This window comes from Bradyrhizobium sp. LA6.1, assembly GCF_040547805.1.
Classification (GTDB): Bacteria; Pseudomonadota; Alphaproteobacteria; order Rhizobiales; family Xanthobacteraceae; genus Bradyrhizobium; species Bradyrhizobium barranii.
Map to the genome: position 1 here is coordinate 208,103 of NZ_JBEPQK010000002.1, position 18,621 is coordinate 226,723.

Consider the following 18,621-nt stretch of genomic DNA (forward strand, 5'->3'; position numbering starts at 1 on the left):
GTCTAGCCGCGGCGTAGCGCGAAATGCGCGCCGCAAAACGCCATCACGGCGCCAAGACATAGCGCGGCCAGCCCGGCGAGCACGCCCGAGACGGACGGGATCGGGCTCGGCGCCGCGGCCACCTGGCCCGCACCGGCAAGCAGCAGCACGCCGACCGCGATCAGGAATTGCCGCATCCGCTGCGGGATCTGCCCGGAGACGGCGCTTTGCATCAATGTCGCCGTGAAATAGCCGCCGGAGAAACCGACCGTGGCAATCAACCACCAGGCGATCGCTGCGCCCGCGGGTATGAATTCGTGCGTGTCGGAATGCCAGAGCCCGCCGAGATCGAGCCCGTAGCGCGCGCCCAGCATGTGCACCGCGAGCGCGAGCAGCACTCCGGAGATCACGGCAGCGCCGAGAATCAGGCGGCGCGGAAAAAAGGTCGTCTCAGCCATGCCCCGCTTGTAGGATGGGCGAGGGCGATCGCGCAAGCCGATCGCAGGCGGGATTGCGCGGACGGGATTGATTGTGGGGATGCAGGTTTCGGGAGCGCAAGGCCCGTCGGTCACGAGCTACGCCTACAAGGCGTCGCTGATCGGCTCTGCGCATCGTTTCGAGCTGACGGACGCGGGCCTGTCCTGGCACATCGCCGGCCGCTCCGGCCTGTGGCGCTATGACGAGATCTCGGCGATCCGGCTGTCGTTTCGCCCGGTGTCGATGCAGCAGCACCGCTTTCGCGCCGATGTCAGCCACGCCGGCGGCGGCCGCATCAGGATCCTGTCGACGAGCTGGCAGACCGCGGCGCTGATGGCGCCGCAGGACAACGGTTTTCGCGATTTCATCATCGAATTGCACGCACGGATGGCCCAAGCCGGCAGCCGCGCCGAATTGACCGCAGGCCTCGGCCGCAAGACCTATGCGGCGGTGCTGGCCTTCCTGGCGGTGCTGACGGTGGCGATGACGGGGCTTCTGATCCGCGCGCTCATGATCGGGGAGTTCGCCGGCGCCCTGTTCATCATCGGCTTTGCCGCACTGTTCGCCTGGCAGGTCGGCGGCTTCGTGCGGCGCAACCAGCCGCACAGCTACAGCTTTGATCGTGTGCCGAAGGCGTTGCTGCCTTAGGTGCAATCGGCCGCAATCAAACGTGACTTCGCGCTCCTGCGCCGGTGTCGCATCGTGCTGTCATGCCAACCATGGATCGCAACAGGCGCCAGCCTACAGCGGATGAGATCGTCGAAATCAACCGCACGCATCTGATCGATACGCCGCTCCGGCCGGCCGATCTGTTGTTCATGTTCGGCACCCGCGAGGACGTTGGCTTGCGCGCCGACACCGCCGCGAGGCTGTGGCGCGAGGGCCTTTTCCGCTGGTCGATTGTCAGCGGTGGTGTGACGCCGGGCTCGGAGCAATCTGAGTGCACCATCATCAAGGCAGCGATGGTCGCGGCCGGCATTCCCGCGGACCTCATCCTCGAGGAACATCGCGCGATGAACACCGGCGAGAACGTGATCTTCTCGCTGCCGATCATTGATGCGGCGCTTGGGCTGCGAAACATCCGGAGCGTGATCTGCCTCGGCAACACCTGGACGGCGCGCCGCTACCCGATGACGCTGCACCGGCACTGGCCTGAAGCCGAGAAGATGCTGCTCACCGTCGACAGCTTTGCGACGCCGCGCGCGCTCTGGCACACCGATGTCGAGTTTCGCCGGCGTGTCCTGCACGAATGGGACAAGATCGAGCCGTACAAGGCGAGGGGCTTTATCGCGGAATGGCCGGCGGCCTGAGCGGCGAAGGGCCGGATCTTTGTCGCGACGCGTTTTCGAACCGGTATCACTTCGCTCGCAACGCTCTGGCTTACTCAGTCGAGTCGAAATCCTCTTCCTTGGTACCGAGCAGCGACACGAGCGTGCGCAGGCCGGAATCGAGCTGCTCGAGCGAGGGCGGGGCGAGCGCGAGCCGCACCGCGTTCGGTGCGTGTCCATGCGCAATTGCAAACGTCGAGGATGGCGTCAGTGCGATGCCGCGCCGGGCAGCTGCGGCGACGAAGGTCTGCGAGCGCCAGTGCGGCGGCAGTGTCAGCCAGAGATGATAGGAGCGGGCGTCGGCCGCGATCTGGTAGCCGGCAAGCAGCCTTGCCGCGGTCTGCTGCCGGCGCGCAGCGTCGATCCGTTTCAGCCGCGTCAGCTCGGCGACGGTGCCGTCGGCCATCAGCCGCTGCCCGGACGCCAGCGCATGGCCCGAGGCGATCCAGCCGCCGGTCCGGACCGCGCTCATCACGCTCTCGCGCAGATGCGGCGGGGTCACGAGGATGCCGAGCGCGAGGCCGGGTGCGACCTTCTTGGACAGGCTGTCGATCACGATGCAACGGTCCGGCCCGAGCGCTGCCAGCGGCGTGTCGTCGGCGAGGAAGCCGTAGACGGCGTCCTCGATGATGGTGAGATCGAGCTTCTCGGCGACGCGCATGATGTCGGCGCGCCGCGTCGCGTTCATGGTGACGCCGAGCGGGTTCTGGATGATGGGCTGAAGATACAGCGCCGACAGATGCGCTTCGCGATGCGCTTTCTGGATCGCATCGGGACGCGCGCCGTATTCGTCCATCGGAATCGGGACCAGCGTCACGCCGAGCCGGGCCGCGATGCTCTTGACGTAAGGGTAGGTCAGCGCCTCGACACCGCAGCGGCCGCCGGTGGGAACGAGGGCGGCGAGTGCGGCGGCGAGCGACTGCTTGCCGTTGGCGGTGAAGACGATCTGCTCGGCCTGCGGCGTGAAATCCTTGCGCGCGAGATAGGCGACGGCCGCATTGCGCGCGCTCTTGGTGCCGGTGCTGGTCGAGACGCGCAGGGCGGATTCGAGCGCATCGACGCGCTCGAGCCCGGCAAGGCTCTTGGCGATCATCGCCCATTGCTGCGGCAATAACGGATAATTGACCTCGAAATCGATCCGCGCGTCGCGCGGCTCGCTCAACGCCTCGACCTCGCGCTTGATGTCGCCGGAGATGAAGGTGCCGCGGCCGACCTCGCCGACGACGAGCCCGCGGCGAAGCAACTCCGTATAAACCCGGCTCGCGGTCGAGACCGCGATGCCGCGGTCATAGGCAAAGTTGCGCTGTGGCGGCAGCCGGTCGCCGGGCCTTAACGTGCCTTTAGTGATATCGGCCGCAATGGCATCGGCAAGCTTCACGTATTCGAACTTGGACATTATTGCACCGAGAGCAATGTTTTACTTGCTCCGAGTAGTGTACTGGAGCATTTAAGTTCCATCAAGTTCCGCGATTGAGCCGAGGAGAGCGAGAGCAATCTGACGGCAAATGAGGTGCAGGCGCTCACAGCGTCCGCGCCAACGGCACCTGCTTCGCTGCGCGGACAATAGGCCGGAGAAGAAAAATGACCACGATCTCGCAAACTGCCGGGCGGAGTTTACGCCCATCCTCGTCGGGCGGATTTTTCAGCACGCTCGCCAACGTCGCCCATGCGCTGTTCGACCGCCTGGAGCGCCGCTCTGCCGTCAAGACGCTGAACGAGCTCGACGACCACGCCTTGCGCGACATCGGGATCACGCGCAGCCAGATCGAGGACGCCGTCTACGGGCAGTTCAAGGCCGAGCTGACGCGGTATCTGTGAGTTTGTTCGGCCACCACGCCCGCAAGTCCGGGCGTGGTGACAATGCCTCCGCGTCGTCATTGCGAGCGGAGCGAAGCAATCCAGACTGCCACCGCGGAAAGACTCTGGATTGCTTCGCTACGCTCGCAATGACAGCGTTTGTTGTGGCGCTCAGTGCCTGACCACCAGCACCGAGCACTTGGCGTAGCGCACGACGTGCCCGGCATTGGAGCCGAGGAAATAGGTGCGCATCGCCGGCCGGTGCGAGGTCATCACAATCAGGTCGGCCTTCATGTGCATGGCCTCCTCCAGGATCTCATGATAGATGCCGCCCTGTCGCACCACGCTGGAAATGCGCCCCGTCTCGATGCCTGACTCCCGCGCGACGATGGCGAGCGCTTCCTCGGAGGTCTGGCGCTGCTGCTCGTCGAAATCGGCCGGGACGTATTCGGCGAGCATCACCGGCGTCATCGGCAGCACGTTGAGCAGTCGTATCGATCCGCTCCAGGTCTGCGACAGCGTTATCGCGGTCGCGAGCGCCGGCTTGGCCAGATCGGTGTCGGCGAGGTCGATGGGCACGAGGATGGACTTGAACATCTGCGCCTCCCAATTGACCAAGCTGGGATCAACCGGTCGAGACGGCGCGCCCCGCGCGTCTCAACCCGATCGAAGCAGCTTGGGGCTGACGAACAGCACCAGTTTGCCGCGGCGGTAGGCCACGTCACCCCAATCCTTGACGTCAAAGTCGAAGACCGCAAGCCCCGACGTGGGCAGATTGTGAGCGAGCGCCTTGGCGCCGGCCGGATCGCCGCCGCCCATCAGCATCAGCGCGGCCTCGTGCATGCCGGGATTGTGGCCCACCAGCAGCAACTGCTTCGGGTTGGCCGGAACGGTTGCAGTGCGAATGGATTCCAGGATCTGGGCGGGATCGGCGCCGTAGAGTTCGGGCAGGACCTCCACCTGCGGCGCTGCGACGCGGTCCTTCATCGTCTCCCAGGCAGTGTCCCAGGTCTGCCGGGCCCGGACGGCGTGCGACACCAGCACGGCCTTGGGGAAGGGGGGATGGGTGGCGAGCCAATCCCCGATCTGCGCGGCATCCTTGTGGCCGCGGTCGTCGAGGCGACGATCCTGGTCACGGCCGCTCGGCGCGTCAGTCTCGGTCTTGGCGTGACGCAGCAGCATCAAACGGCGCATGGCATTCTCGAATCGTTACGCGTCCAGAATAATCTACAGGCGCCGGTTGAGGACAAGGTGACAAGGGCCCGATCGGTCCTTTAAGGAAACGACATGAGCGAGACTTTCACAAGCGTATCCCAGGAAGAAGCCGGCTTTCGTGAACGCACGCGACTGTCGTTTGATCTCGACGCCGACATCTGCGTGATCGGGGCCGGGCTTGCCGGGCTCTCCATCGCGCTGGAGGCAGCCCGGCTCGGAGCCAGCGTCGCGGTGCTCGAGGGCCGCCATATCGGCTGGAACGCCTCCGGAAACCAGCTCGGCACAGTGATGCCTGGCTTTGCGCTGCCGCTCGCCGATTTGATCGAGCGCATCGGCTTCGAGGACGCGCGCGAATTGTGGACACTGGCGAAGGAGGGCGCCGAGTTCGTCCGGGCCAACGCCACCGAAGAGAACATGCCCGGCATTGGCCCGAGCGATGGCGTGCTGGAGGTCTCCAACGTCGATGCCGGCGACCGGCTGATCAGCCGGTTGCAGGTGCTCCACGAGGATTTCGACACGGAGGTCGAGGGCTGGCAGGTGGATCGCGTCCGCGAGGCGCTCAAGACCGACCGTTACTTCCACGGCGTCTATTATCCCCGGGCATTCCAGCTCGACGGCCGCAAATATGTGCACGGCCTCGCAGCGCTGGCGCGGCGAGCGGGAGCGCGCATATTCGAGGATACGCCGGTCGTCAGCATCGATCATTCCGGCATCCGCAAGCGCATCGTCACGCCCTCGGCGCGGCTGCGCGCCACCCACATCGTGCTCGCCGGCAACATCCACCTCGGAGCGCCCTTGAGGCGCCTGTCGGAGACGCTGCTGCCGGTCTGGCGCTATGCCGGGATTACCGCGCCGCTCGGCGAGCGCGTGCACGAGATCGTGGCGTTCACGGGATCGGTGATGGATTCCGACGGGGTCGACCATTTCCGTGTCGTCGACGGCGACCGCCTGATGTGGGAAAGCCCCGAGACCACCTGGGCCGCGCGTCCGCAGCGCTTTGCGGGCGCGGTCAGGCGGCGGATCAGATCGATTTTCCCCCAGTTCGGCGATGTCGAGATCACCGACATGTTCGGCGGCGTCACCGGCCAGACCGTGCACGGCATGCCGCAGATCGGCCAGTTGCGCAAAGGCCTGTGGGTGGCGAGCGGGTTCGGCCGCCAGGGCATGAACACCTCGGCCATGGCCGGGCAGCTGATCGCGCGCAGCATTTTGTGGGGTGACGAGCGCTGGAAGCTGTTCTCGCCGTTCGAGCTGGTCTGGGCGGGCGGCACGACCGGGCGGGTCGCGGGCCAATTGGTGGGAGTTTGGGGCAGGGCGAGTTCCGCCGCCGCAGGCTCGCTCGCCCGCTACCGCGAGCGTGCGCGGGTCAAGGACCGGGAACGCGAGGCGCGCCTCGCTGAAGCCAACCGGGCCGCCGGCACTGGTCCTCGCCGTCCGCCGCCCGGCGTCCGGCCGCGGCCGACCCCTCCGCCGAAACCTGTGGCCGAGGATGTGGAACCGGCCTCGTAGGACCAGGGTGTCTCGCGATAAGTTGAGAAAAACCCCGCCCGGACGTGTAACGTCGGCCGTTAGAGCCCGTATCTCAGAGCGTGGACTCCCCCGCGCACGGAGAATCAGATGTTTGACCGCCGCATCCTGCTGACAACTGTTGCCGGCCTGTTCGGCCTTTCGGCCTTCCGCTGGTTGAGAGGAACGCCCGCCGAGGCTGGAGAGAAGGCCGCGCAAAAATTCGAGATCGAGAAGACGGACGCCGAGTGGCGCGCCCAGCTCACCCCGCAGCAATATGAAATCCTCCGTAAGGAGGGCACCGAGAGGCCAGGCTCCAGCCCGCTGCTCAAGGAACACCGCAAGGGCATCTTCGCCTGCGCCGGCTGCGACCTGCCGCTGTTCGCATCCGACACCAAGTTCGAGAGCGGCACGGGTTGGCCGAGCTTCTACCAGCCGATCGAAGGCAATGTCGGCAAGACGGAGGACCGTACCTTCGGCATGGTGCGCACCGAAGTGCATTGCCGGCGCTGCGGCGGCCATCTCGGCCACGTCTTCGACGACGGTCCGAAGCCGACCGGATTGCGCTATTGCATCGACGGTTTCGGGCTCGTCTTCCACCCGGCCGCCGCGTCGGCAACGTAGGTCTCGCTGGAGTCATTCCGGAGCGATGCGTGATCATCGAATCCGGAATCTCGAGCTTCTCAGGTGCGCAATTGCGCACCTGAGTTCGGTGCTGCGGGCCGCCCCGGAATGACCCGATGCCCCGGCAATTGTTGCCGGCCCGGCAATTGTGCCCCGGTCATCGGACCGGGGCCTTCCCATTCAAGTCATTGATTTCCTGAGAATACCCGCATTGGCATAGCCCTTGCGACTGTCTCTTCCGACTGCGGCCATGGTCGACCGGCCGCCGAGATCGGATCTGGAGACAAAGTTATGGGTATCTTCGATGCAATGAACACCTCGGTGGGTGGCCTGCAGGCGCAGTCCTACGCGCTGCAGAACATTTCAGGCAACATCGCGAACTCATCCACCACCGGTTACAAGGGCATCGGCACCAGCTTCGTCGATCTCATCCCCGACGCCTCGGTCCCGAGCAAGCAGGTCGCGGGCGGTGTGACGGCCAACGCCAAGGCGACCATCACCACCCAGGGTACGATCTCGTCCTCCTCCGTCGCGACCAACATGGCGATCACCGGCGACGGCTTCTTCTCGATCCAGAAGGCGACTAACGTCGTCGACAACTTGCCGCAGTTCAGCGGCGTCACCTACTACACCCGCCGCGGCGACTTCCAGCTCAATTCCAACGGCAATCTCGTCAATGGCGCCGGCTACTACCTGATGGGTGTCACGGTCGACCCCAAGACCGGCAACCCGACCGGCAATGTGGCGTCCGTCCTGAAATTCCAGAACAACTTCATCCCGGCACAGGCGACAACCTCGATCCAGTACGCCGCGAACCTGCCGAGCGTGCCGAACACGGGGGCGAGCTCGACCGCGGCGAGCGGCACGCTGCTGGCGGCCGGCGGCCTGAACCCGTCCGATTTCGCCGCCAACCCGCTGATCGTCGGCACGCCGCCGCCGCCCTATTCGAATGCGACGGTCTCCGGCGCGGCGGCCACCGGCAATCTGCGCTCGGCCTATACGGCGACGACCGCTACTGGCTCGGTGGCACTGCTGGACAGCGCTTCGGCGGTGGCAACTGGCAGCACGTCTCTCGATGCGGGCTTGGCCACGCATCTCAACACCAGCCTTCTCACCAACCTGGCCGGCAAGTCGTTGACGGTCAACGGCCAAACAATCAACTTCGACAACACCGTCTCGGGCGTTTCGACGGTTGCGGGCCCCCCGGCGGTCACTACGGTTGGTCTGAAGTCGCCCACCAGCGCACTGATGTCGGATGTCCTCAGCGCGATCGCGTCTGGAGCCGGCGTTCCCGCCTCCAGCGTGACTATGAATGCCAGCGGCAACATCCAGATCACGACCAGCACCACGGCCGACGTGACGATCGGCGGCACTGCGGCAGGATTGCTCGGCGTCAGCAGCGTGACGCGCGGCGGTAACGTGCTGTCCACTCCCGCGATTACGAGTGGTACACAGCTCGGCGGCACCGCGACGCCCGGCGGGGCGGAAGTCCTCTCGACGCCCTTCGTGGTCGGCAACACGATCCAGGTCAACGGCACGGGAGCTGCCAATACGATCACCTTCGTGGCCTCCGGCGCTACCCCTCCGAACCAGATCAACATCACCGACTCCATAGCGACTCTGCTCAGCCAGATCGACACGCTCAGCGGAGCGAGCGGTTCTTCGATCAGCAACGGCGTGATCACCCTGAATACCGGTATCGCCAATCCCACCTTGACGGTGACGAGCCCCAACAACAGCAGCGCCTTCGCCGCGCTCGGCTTCACGTCGTCCATCTCCAAGAACCGCGGCGGTGGCGGCACTGCCGGCACCGGCGGCGTGATCGGCAACGACATCGCCACGTTCACCAAGGAATCGATCAGCGGCGGTGCGGTCACCGCCTACAACGCCGCGGGCACGCCGGTGAACCTGCAGCTGCGTTGGGCCAAGACCGACAGCGCCTCGCTGGGCACCGGCCATTCCGACACCTGGAACCTGTTCTACCAGACCGATCCGAATGCGACCGGCACGACGGTCGGCTGGGTCAACACCGGGCAGGCCTTCACCTTTGCTAGCGACGGCTCGCTGACCTCGCCGAGCGGATCGGGCATCACCATCAACAACGTCAGCGTCGGCGGCCAGTCGCTCGGCTCGGTCGCCTTCAACATGTCCTCGGGCGGGCTGACGCAATATGCCAGCACCAGCGGCGCGGTGACGATCAACACCATCACGCAGAACGGCTACGCCGCCGGTCAGCTCCGCTCGGTTGCCGTCAACAACAGCGGCCTCGTGGTCGGCACCTTCTCCAACGGCCAGAACCTCAACCTCGCCCAGGTGACGCTGTCGCACTTCAACGGCACCAATTACCTCAAGGCCCTCGACGGCGGCGCCTACGCCGCGACCGAACAGTCGGGCACAGCGATCGACGGCGCGTCGGGCAGCATCAGCGGCTCGTCGCTGGAAGGCTCGAACACCGACATCGCCGACGAATTCACCAAGCTGATCGTGACCCAGCAGGCCTATTCGGCCAACACCAAGGTGATCACGACAGCGAATTCGATGGTGCAGGATCTCTTGAACGTGTTGCGCTGATCGGCGCGTGACGTAACCAAAGGCGGCTAGTGATATGGGTTTGAGTTCAGCCCTCGCCAGTGCGATGAGCGGTCTGCGTGCCAACCAGGCCGCGCTCTCGATCGTCTCCTCGAACGTCGCCAACTCGCAGACGCCGGGTTACGTCGTCCAGAGGCCGAACCAGATCGAGGTCACCACCGGCGATTTCGGCTCGACGGCGATGACGACCGGCGTCAGCCGGGAGCTCGACACCTTTGTGCAGAACCAGCTGCGCACCGAGACCGGCGGCAGCGGTTACGCCGACCAGATGGCCAACATCCTGAAGCAGCTTCAGAGTGTCTACGGCACGCCCGGCAACAGCGGCACGCTCGAAACCGCGCTGAACAAATTCACCACGGCGTTGCAGGCGCTGTCGACCAGCGCCGGCTCGTCGTCGGCGCAGACGGTTGCCCTCGGCGCGGCGCAGGCGTTGGCGAAGCAGCTCAACGTCACCACCAACGGCATCCAGTCGCTGCGCTCCAACGTCGAGCAGGATCTCGGCACCTCGGCACAGCAGGCCAACGCGGCGATGCAGCAGGTCGCCGACATCAACACCAAGCTTCAGGGCTTGTCGGCAAACGACCCGTCCGCCGCGACGCTGATGGACCAGCGCGACCAGGCCATCAACACGCTGTCGAAATATGTCGACGTTCGCGTCACCACCGACGGTTCGAACCAGGCCAATATCTACACCACGACAGGCATCCAGCTCGTCGGCGCCGGGCTCGCCTCGCAATTCACCTTTGCCTCCGCCGGCGCGCTGTCGGCGACCTCGCTCTACAACGCCGACCCGGCCAAGTCGGGCGTCGGTGCGCTCAACATCAAGCTGCCGAACGGCTCGCAGCTCGACGTCGTCGCCAACAACGTGGTCTCCTCCGGCCAGATCGCGGCTGATCTCAAGCTGCGCGACCAGACGCTGGTGCAGGCGCAGAACCAGATCGACCAGCTCGCCGCGACGATGTCGAGCGCGCTGTCCGACAAGACCACGGCCGGCAGCACGGTGTCCGGCCCGCCGGCCGGATTCGATCTCGACCTTGCCGGTGCGCAGCCGGGCAATACGGTCAACATCACCTACAAAGACACGGCGACCAACACCCAGCGCCAGATCACGCTCGTCAACGTGACCGATCCGGCGGCGCTGCCGCTCCAGAACGCCACCAATGCCAACCCGATGCGGGTGGGCGTCAATTTCTCCGGCGGCATGAATGCGATCGCCGCTGCGCTCAACACCGCGCTCTCAGGTTCGCACCTGACGTTCTCCGCCGCTCCGTCGCCGGCGACGGCCACGACGCTGCGGGTGACCGATGACAATACCGGCCTTGCCCAGGTCAATTCGGCCTCGACCACCAAGACGATCTCGTCGCTGACCTCGGGCAGCCCGCAGCTGGCGGTGTTCACCGACGGCGGGCAGGCGCTCTACACCGGTGCGATCACCGCCTCGGGCTCGCAGATGACCGGCCTTGCCGGGCGCATCGCCGTGAACACGCAGCTGGTCAGCGATCCCACGCGGCTGTCCGTCTACAACACGTCGCCGGTGACGCCCGCCGGCGACACCACGCGCTCGGACTATCTCTATTCGCAGCTCACCAATGCGGTGTTTTCCTATTCGCCGACGACCGGCCTCGGCTCGGCGAACCAGCCCTTCACCGGCAGCGTCTCGAACTACCTCCAGCAGTTCCTGAGCGTCCAGGCCAACGCCTCGACCCAGGCCACCCAGCTCCAGCAGGGCCAGAGCGTCGTGGTCTCGACGCTCCAGGCCAAGTTCGACTCGACCTCCAGCGTCAATCTGGACTCGGAGATGTCGAACCTGATCCAGCTTCAGAATGCCTATGCCGCCAACGCCCACGTCATGTCGGTGGTGCAGAGCATGATGAACACGTTGATCCAGGCTCAAGTGTAACCAGTACAGGTTCTGAAAGATGTCGATCAGCAGCATCAACTACTCTTCGTCGGTCCTCGGCGCGCAGATCCGCAACATCAATCAGCAGCTCACCGACCTGTCGACGCAGCTCGCGACCGGCAAGCTGTCGCAGAACTATTCCGGGATGGGCACCAACGAGGGCTTTGCGATCGCCGGGCGCTCGCAGCTCTCCAACATCGCCGCCTATACCGACACGATCACGAACGTGAACGTGAACATCAACCTCGCCAATACCGCGCTCCAGTCGCTCACGACGATCCGCAACACGGTGCAGACCGGCTCCGCAAGCACCGCGCAGGATCTCAACGTCAACGGACAGACCGTCGCGCAGAACACAGCCGCTTCGCAGTTCGGTTCGATGGTCGGCGTTCTCAACACGCAGTCGGGCAACCGCTATCTGTTCTCCGGGACGGCGTTCAACACGCAGTCGGTTGCCAATGCCGGCGACATCATCAACGGCACGACCACGCAGGCGGGCTTCAAGACCGTCATGGCGGAACGCCAGGCCGCCGACCTCGGTGCCAACGGCATGGGACGGCTGGTGCAGACGCAGCCGACGCCGAGCTCGGTGCGGGTATCCGAGGACGTCGCCGGATCGCCGTTCGGAATGAAGATCGCGGCGGTGTCCTCGACGCTGACGGGTGCGACGGTCACCGGCCCGAGCGGCTCGCCGGTGTCGTTCTCGGTCGATCTCAACGGCCTCAACCCGAACGATGGCGACAAGCTGAGCGTCCAATTCACGCTGCCGGACGGCACCACCGGGCAGGTCGACCTGACCGCGTCCACGGCCACGCCAACGCCGATCGGCAGCTTCGCGATCGACGCGACGACTCCCGGCAACACCGCCACGAATCTTAACACGGCATTGAACACCGCGATCACGAAGCTCGCCAACACCTCGCTTGTCGCGGCATCCGCGATCACGGCCGGCGACAATTTCTTCAACACCGCAAGCTCCGCGATCGGTGCGCCCGTCAACAACCAGGCGGCCCCGCCGGCTCCGATCAGCGGAGCAACGGCGCTGTCCGGCGCGAGCCCCTCGAACTCGATCTCGCCGGGCTTCGGCGCCGGTGACACCATCACCGTGAACGGCACCACGCTGACCTTCGTTAATTCGGGCGCGACCGGCAACCAGCTCAATGTCGGCGACAGCATCCAGACGCTGATGAGCAAGATCGACCAGATCACGGGCACGTCGAAGCCTTCGACCGTGCATGGCGGCTCGATCACGATCAACACGGACGACGCGGCGAGCCTCAACATCACGACCTCGAACTCGGGCGCACTCAACGCGCTCGGCTTCGGCTCGACGCCGGTCACCGCGACGCAGCCGCCATTGCGCGTCGGTTCTTCACCGGCGAGTTCGGCGACGACGCTGGTCAACGGATCGGCCAATACCGTGAAATGGTACACCGGCAATGACGGGCCCGGCTCGCCGCGCTCCACGGCGATGGCGCGGGTCGATGATTCGGTCACGGTGCAATATGGCGCGCAGGCCAACGAGGACGCGATCCGCCAGCAATTGCAGGCGATCGCCGTGTTCGGGACGTTCTCGACCTCGCCGACCAGCCAGTATGCGGGCGGGCAGGTCTCCGCGCTGAGCCTGCGGGTGACGCAATCGCTGACGAAGCAGCCCGGCCAGCAGCATATCGAGGACATCCAAACGGACCTCGCGATGGCCCAGAACACGATGAAGGACGCAGGCACGCGCCAGACCCAGGCCAAGGCGCAGCTCCAGTCCATCATCGACCAGGCGGAATCGGCCTCGCCGGATCAGGTGGCGAGCGAGCTCTTGTCGCTCCAGAATGCGCTTCAGGCGTCCTACCAAGTTACCTCGAAACTCGCGCAGCTGTCGCTCGTCAAGTTCCTGTAACGGCGCATTAAGACGCCGTTAACCATGCCTCTTTACCTTTTGGTGAGGAGTTGAGCGGGGCGGGGGCCGTCGATGTCGGACAAGATGCAGCTGGTGGTGGCCACGCCGTGCTTCGGCGGGCAGGTCTCGAGCATTTATGCGAGCTCGATCTTCGCGCTCCAGCGCGCCGTGCACGGCATGTCCAATCTCGAGCTCAAGGTGCTCTTGCGCGACGGCGATGCGCTGATCACGCGCGCGCGCGCCAATCTGGCCGCGATGTTCCTCGACGATCCAAAAGCGACCCATTTCCTGTTCATCGACGCCGATATCGGCTTCAAGCCCGAGCAGGTGTTCCGGCTGATCGAATGCGGCGCGGATGTCGTCGCCGGCTGTTATCCGATCAAGCGGGTCAATTGGGACAAGGCGAGGCGGGCGATCGAGTCCGGCCGCACGGATGTGCCGGCGGCCGCGCTCGATTATGTGCTCGAGATCGAGGATCCCGACCGCATCGTGGTGGTCAACGGTTTTACCCGCGTGCGCTACGCCGGCACCGGCTTCCTGATGATCCGCCGCCACGTGCTGGAGGCGATGTGCCGCCATCCCAACTATGCCGGCCTGCAATTCTTCCGTGAGCATTCGCACGACACGCTGGCGGCGAGCCAGAACCGCTTCGCGCTGTTCGAATGCATGATCGATCCGGCGACGGGAACTTATCTTTCCGAGGACTTCGCCTTCTGCAAGCGCTGGACCGACATCGGCGGCGAGATCTGGGCCGACATCGAGAGCTCGCTGGATCACGTCGGGCCGTCGGTGTTCCACGGCGACATCGCCTCGCAATTCGCAGCCGCGCCCGCGGCAGCTGCCGATGCGGCGTGAGCCTTCCGGGATGAGCGCCGGCGCATCCGGTCTGTCAGTCCCCGAGCGCACATTCGACGGCGGCTCGCGCTACCGCCTGCGCGATCTCTTCACGCCATTGGACACGCTGCTCGTCTCCGGCGGAGATCCGCGGCTGGCGCTCGACGCAGAGGATCGCGTCAACGCCTATGGCTGCGCAGCCTCGCCGGAACCGGAGATCTGGAATTTCGCCTCCTCGACGGCATCGACGATCTCGCAACTCGCCTATGACCGCGCCGCGCTGGCGCGCGAAGAGCTGATGCACAGGTGCCTGTTCGACGAGGTCGAGATCGCCTTCGATGCGCGCTGCGAGGACATGCGCGAGGAGTTGCGCGGCCATCTCCAGCTCTCGCCGCGCGTCGACGTCGTGTTCTCGCCGTCCGGGACGGATTCTCAGCTCCACGCCCTGTTCCTGGCGCGTGCGGTGCTCGGCGCCCCGCCAGTGACGATCGTGGTCGGTGCCGACCAGACCGGTAGCGGCACGGCCCATACCGCGCGCGGTCACCATTTCAGCTCCATGACGGCGAGCGGCCTTGCCGTGCGCAAGGACGGCGCGGTTGCCGGACTCGCCGGCGCCAGCGTGACGTTGCCGCTGCTTCGGGCCGGGCCCGGGATCGCGATGCGCGCCGACACCGATGCCGCGGTGCTGGGTGCGATCGAAGCGACGATCGCGCAAGGTGCGCCCGTGCTGCTTCAGATCATGGATTCCTCGAAGCTCGGCTGGCACGCGCCGAGCGTGGCCTGTCTCGACGAGATCGCGCGGCGCTGGCCGCGCAAGGTTCAGGTCGTCGTCGACGCCTGTCAGGCGCGGCTCGGCCGCCGCCGGCTGCGCACCTATCTCGACCGCGGCTATATGGTGCTGATCACCGGCTCGAAATTCTTCGGCGGCCCTGCCTTCAGCGGCGCGCTGCTGGTGCCGAAAGGGTTTTCGCGGTCGCTCGACCGGATTGAGGGGATTGCGCCGGGCTTCTTCGACTATGCCGGCCGCTGCGATTGGCCGATGGCCTGGACGGCGCTGCGCTCACGCTTCGAGCGCCGGCCGAATTTCGGACAATGGCTGCGCTGGGAGGCGGCGCTCGCGGAGATCGGCAGCTACTACGCCGTGCCCGGAGCTTTCCGCGTCAGGGCGCTGGCCGAGCTTGCCGCCGGCATCGACGGCATGATTGCGCTGTCGCCGTCGCTTCAACCCGTTCCAACGGCGACCGAGAAGACTGCCGGGGACGACGAGGAGTTCGCGCACGCCACGATCTTTCCGTTCATGCTGCTGCGCGACGGCAAGCCGGTCTCGATTGCCGAGACCGGCGCCGTCCACCGGGCGCTGCGGCGTGACATGAACGTGGAGATCAGCGGCAGCGCGGCGGACCGGCAGATCGCCGTCCAGCGTAGCCTGATCGGCCAGCCGGTCCGGCTGGAGCGGCAGGACGATGCGCCGCAAGCCGTGCTGCGCCTCTGCGTCGGCGCCCGGCTCGTGACCGAGGCCTGGTCGCCGGATATGGCGCAGGCACGACGCAATGTGCAGCACCTGCTTGATCGCATCGCTCATGTCCTGGTGAAGATTGAGCTGCTGCTTGACCGCGGCGCAGCCGCAACCGCGCCGGAAAAGTCCGCCTTCGAGGTATGAGATGCAGCATCCAGTTTCCGCGCCGATCGGCGTGACCGTGCCGAACTATGCCGACCGCATCGGCTTTGCGCAGCTGACGCGCCAGGCGTTCGAAGGTGTCGATCTGCAGCCACTGCGCGATCAGCTCGTCACGCGGATCACGGAAGGAGCAGCGCACGCGGGCGAAGGCCTTGACCTATCGCTGATCGTCCAGCTACTCGGCGACAAGGCGGCGGGGCTGGCGATCCAGTCGGAGGTGCTGACCTTCCATCAATTGTTTCGCACGCCCGCTGCGGCTCCGAAGCCCGGCTTGCGCGTGCTCGCCCTTGCGGCCGACATCGACATGGGCGGCAACACGCCGATCGAATTCCTGCTCGAAGGCTCCGATTTCGAGCTGCTGACACTCTATGTGACCAAGGATGTCGGCTTGCCTGAAACGTTGCCCGATCACGACGTTGCCATCGTGGTTGCATCCGATTCCGAGGAATGCCGGGAAACGCTCGCCCTGATCGAAAAGGCTGCGCCGCACTGGCCGCGTCCGCTGCTCAATCGCCCCGATCTCATCGGCAACCTCGATCGCGACAAGCTGTATCGGCTGCTGGCGGGCATCGCTGGTCTCGAGATTCCATCAACCATCCACGCGACGCGCGCGCAATTGACGGATCTCGCGCAGGGCCGGGTCGCTTGCGAGGACATCGCCGGCGAATTACGCTTTCCGATGATCGCGCGGCCGCGCGGCACGCATGCCGGTGTCGGGCTCGCGAAGCTCGACGATGCGCCGGCACTCGCGGCCTATCTCTCCGAGCGCGAGGAGCAGGATTTCTTCGTCGCGCGCTTCGTCGATTATGCGAGCCCCGACGGGCTCTATCGCAAATATCGTCTCGCCATGGTCGACGGCAAGCCCTACGCCTGCCACATGGCGATCGCCGATCGCTGGGACATCTGGTATCTCAACGCCTACATGGCGTTCAGCGAGGAGAAGCGGGCTGAAGAGGCCGTCTTCATGCTGGACTTCGACCACGCCTTCGCCGCGCGCCACAAGGCCGCGCTCGACGAGATGAGCCGGCGCGTCGGCCTCGATTATTTCATCGTCGATTGCGCCGAGAACCAGAACCGCGAGCTGCTGGTCTTCGAAGCCGACAACACCGCCGTCGTGCACAACATGGATCCGCCGGTCGTGTTTCCGTACAAGCCGCCGCAGATGCTCAAGATCTTTGCCGCGTTCACGGCGATGCTGTCGCGGCACGCAGGAGAGGGCAAGGCGAGCGCAGCATGAACGAGATCATCCGCAACGCGCAAAGCTCCGTCGCGCAGGCTTCGCTCGATCCGCAGGACTGGAGCGAATTTCGCACGCTCGCCCATCGCATGCTGGACGAGACGATCGACGGCATCGCCAATGTTCGCGCGCGGCCGGTGTGGCAGCCGATTCCCGACGGCATCCGCGCGGCATTGAAGGCCGACGTGCCGCGCGAGGCGAGCGGCCTTGCCGATGTCTATCGCGAATTCGCCGAGCATGTCGCACCATATGCGACCGGCAATGTCCATCCCGGGTTCATGGGCTGGGTGCATGGCGGCGGCACCGCGGTCGGCATGCTCGCGGAGATGCTCGCAGCTGGCCTCAATGCCAATCTCGGCGGGCGCGATCACATGCCGATCGAAGTCGAGCGCCAGATCGTCGCGTGGATGCGGCGCCTGTTTGATTTCCCGGAGACTGCGAGCGGCATCTTCGTCACGGGCACGTCGATGGCCAATTTGATGGCGGTGCTGGTGGCGCGCACCGCTGCGCTCGGGACGCTGGCGCGGCAGCACGGCATCGGCAATGACGGCGCGCTGCTCACGGCCTACACGTCGCGGGCCGCGCATGGCTGTGTCTCCAGGGCGATGGACATCGCCGGGCTCGGCACCGATGCGCTGCGCAAGATCGATGTCGATGCCGATCATCGCATCGACGTCGCCGCGCTACGCGCGCAGATCGCTGTCGACCGCGAGGTCGGCTTCAAGCCGTTTCTCGTCGTCGCTTCCGCCGGCACGGTCGATATCGGCGCGATCGACGACCTCAAGGCCATCGCTGCGCTGTGCCGCGAGGAAGGAATCTGGTTTCACGTCGATGGCGCCTTCGGGGCGCTCGCGATCTTCTCGCCCGAGCTCGCGCCCATGCTAGGCGGCATCGAGCTCGCCGATTCCATTGCGCTCGACTTCCATAAATGGGGGCAGGTGCCCTACGACGCCGGCTTCCTGCTGGTGCGCGACGGCGAGCAGCACCGGCGGGCCTTTGCGCAGCCCGCGGCCTATCTGCGCCGCGAGGCGAGGGGCCTTGCGGCGGGTGCAGTCTGGCCCTGCGATCTCGGCCCCGACCTGTCGCGCGGCTTCCGCGCGCTGAAGACCTGGTTCACGCTGAAGACGTTCGGCACCGACCGGCTGGGTGCGGTGATCGCGCGAAGCTGCGCGCTGGCGAAGTATCTGGAGACGCGCGTGCTGGCCGAGCCGCGGCTGGAATTGCTGGCACCGGTGAACCTCAACATCGTCTGCTTCCGCTACCGCGCCGACGATGCGGTCAATCGCGAGATCGTCGCCGATGTCCAGGAGTCCGGCGTTGCGGCGCCCTCGAGCACGACGCTGGACGGCAGGTTCGCGATCCGCGCTGCCATCGTCAATCACCGTACCGACGAGACGGACATCGACGCGCTTGTGGCCGCGGTGCTGGAGTTCGGCGCGCGGCGGACCGGCGGTGGTCTGATTGAGGTCGAGGCGCCGCCGCTGGCGGCGCAGTGACCAAGCATGCAGCCCAAACGACAACGGCCCCGGAGATGATCCGGGGCCGTTGTCGTTTGGGCAGGCT

Annotated in this window: 16 protein-coding genes; 12 read left to right on the forward strand and 4 right to left on the reverse strand. The window is 65.8% G+C overall.

Going from position 1 to position 18,621, the window contains the following annotated elements; translation table 11 throughout:
• Window positions 1-2: 2 nt before the first annotated feature.
• Window positions 3-437 carry a hypothetical protein gene (locus ABIB99_RS04500; RefSeq protein ID WP_028148540.1) on the reverse strand — a complete coding sequence of 145 codons (435 nt, stop codon included), beginning with the start codon at window positions 435-437 and terminating at the stop codon, window positions 3-5.
• Window positions 438-516: 79 nt separating this feature from the next.
• Between ABIB99_RS04500 and ABIB99_RS04505 the strand changes: the two genes are divergently transcribed.
• Both ABIB99_RS04505 and ABIB99_RS04510 read left to right on the forward strand, forming a co-directional pair.
• Complete coding sequence (locus tag ABIB99_RS04505) at window positions 517-1,104, forward strand: hypothetical protein (RefSeq protein WP_247309196.1); 588 nt, start codon at window positions 517-519, stop codon at window positions 1,102-1,104.
• 62 nt (window positions 1,105-1,166) lie between these two features.
• Window positions 1,167-1,766, forward strand: a complete 600-nt coding sequence (locus ABIB99_RS04510; RefSeq protein ID WP_247342331.1) for a YdcF family protein — start codon at window positions 1,167-1,169, stop codon at window positions 1,764-1,766.
• 70 nt (window positions 1,767-1,836) lie between these two features.
• Here ABIB99_RS04510 and ABIB99_RS04515 read toward each other — a convergent pair whose 3' ends face one another.
• Window positions 1,837-3,180 carry an aminotransferase-like domain-containing protein gene (locus ABIB99_RS04515; RefSeq protein ID WP_014493975.1) on the reverse strand — a complete coding sequence of 448 codons (1,344 nt, stop codon included), beginning with the start codon at window positions 3,178-3,180 and terminating at the stop codon, window positions 1,837-1,839.
• A 185-nt stretch (window positions 3,181-3,365) separates the two neighbouring features.
• Here ABIB99_RS04515 and ABIB99_RS04520 point away from each other — a divergent pair, with 185 nt between their 5' ends.
• Window positions 3,366-3,602 (forward strand): DUF1127 domain-containing protein, encoded by a 237-nt coding sequence (locus ABIB99_RS04520; RefSeq protein ID WP_071912174.1) that lies wholly within the window; start codon window positions 3,366-3,368, stop codon window positions 3,600-3,602.
• A gap of 150 nt (window positions 3,603-3,752) precedes the next feature.
• Here ABIB99_RS04520 and ABIB99_RS04525 read toward each other — a convergent pair whose 3' ends face one another.
• A complete protein-coding gene (locus ABIB99_RS04525) occupies window positions 3,753-4,178 on the reverse strand; it encodes a universal stress protein (RefSeq protein ID WP_071917342.1) in 426 nt (141 codons plus the stop codon).
• Window positions 4,179-4,238: 60 nt separating this feature from the next.
• Window positions 4,239-4,775, reverse strand: a complete 537-nt coding sequence (locus ABIB99_RS04530) for a SixA phosphatase family protein (protein ID WP_247309197.1) — start codon at window positions 4,773-4,775, stop codon at window positions 4,239-4,241.
• Window positions 4,776-4,868: 93 nt separating this feature from the next.
• On the opposite strand from ABIB99_RS04530, the gene ABIB99_RS04535 reads away from it, so the two are divergent.
• From ABIB99_RS04535 to ABIB99_RS04575, 9 genes are all read left to right on the forward strand, one after another.
• Complete coding sequence (locus ABIB99_RS04535; RefSeq protein WP_354174950.1) at window positions 4,869-6,305, forward strand: NAD(P)/FAD-dependent oxidoreductase; 1,437 nt, start codon at window positions 4,869-4,871, stop codon at window positions 6,303-6,305.
• Window positions 6,306-6,413: 108 nt separating this feature from the next.
• Window positions 6,414-6,926 (forward strand): peptide-methionine (R)-S-oxide reductase MsrB, encoded by a 513-nt coding sequence (gene msrB, locus ABIB99_RS04540; RefSeq protein WP_166090468.1) that lies wholly within the window; start codon window positions 6,414-6,416, stop codon window positions 6,924-6,926.
• 291 nt (window positions 6,927-7,217) lie between these two features.
• Window positions 7,218-9,497 carry a flagellar hook-basal body complex protein gene (locus tag ABIB99_RS04545; protein ID WP_247309199.1) on the forward strand — a complete coding sequence of 760 codons (2,280 nt, stop codon included), beginning with the start codon at window positions 7,218-7,220 and terminating at the stop codon, window positions 9,495-9,497.
• A 34-nt stretch (window positions 9,498-9,531) separates the two neighbouring features.
• The gene (gene flgK, locus ABIB99_RS04550; protein ID WP_247309200.1) at window positions 9,532-11,415 is read left to right on the forward strand and encodes a flagellar hook-associated protein FlgK; all 1,884 of its coding nucleotides are present in this window, start codon (window positions 9,532-9,534) and stop codon (window positions 11,413-11,415) included.
• 19 nt (window positions 11,416-11,434) lie between these two features.
• On the forward strand, window positions 11,435-13,309 hold the full coding sequence (locus ABIB99_RS04555; protein ID WP_354174951.1) for a flagellar protein: 1,875 nt from the start codon (window positions 11,435-11,437) through the stop codon (window positions 13,307-13,309).
• A 72-nt stretch (window positions 13,310-13,381) separates the two neighbouring features.
• On the forward strand, window positions 13,382-14,164 hold the full coding sequence (locus tag ABIB99_RS04560) for a methylenetetrahydrofolate reductase (protein WP_247309202.1): 783 nt from the start codon (window positions 13,382-13,384) through the stop codon (window positions 14,162-14,164).
• Window positions 14,154-15,803 carry a hypothetical protein gene (locus tag ABIB99_RS04565; protein ID WP_354174952.1) on the forward strand — a complete coding sequence of 550 codons (1,650 nt, stop codon included), beginning with the start codon at window positions 14,154-14,156 and terminating at the stop codon, window positions 15,801-15,803. Before ABIB99_RS04560 ends, ABIB99_RS04565 begins: the two co-directional genes overlap by 11 nt.
• Before the next feature lies 1 nt (window position 15,804).
• Complete coding sequence (locus tag ABIB99_RS04570) at window positions 15,805-17,058, forward strand: ATP-grasp domain-containing protein (RefSeq protein ID WP_247309204.1); 1,254 nt, start codon at window positions 15,805-15,807, stop codon at window positions 17,056-17,058.
• Window positions 17,055-18,554 carry a pyridoxal phosphate-dependent decarboxylase family protein gene (locus ABIB99_RS04575; protein WP_354174953.1) on the forward strand — a complete coding sequence of 500 codons (1,500 nt, stop codon included), beginning with the start codon at window positions 17,055-17,057 and terminating at the stop codon, window positions 18,552-18,554. The genes ABIB99_RS04570 and ABIB99_RS04575 overlap by 4 nt, the downstream gene beginning before the upstream one ends.
• The last annotated feature ends 67 nt before the right edge of the window (window positions 18,555-18,621 follow it).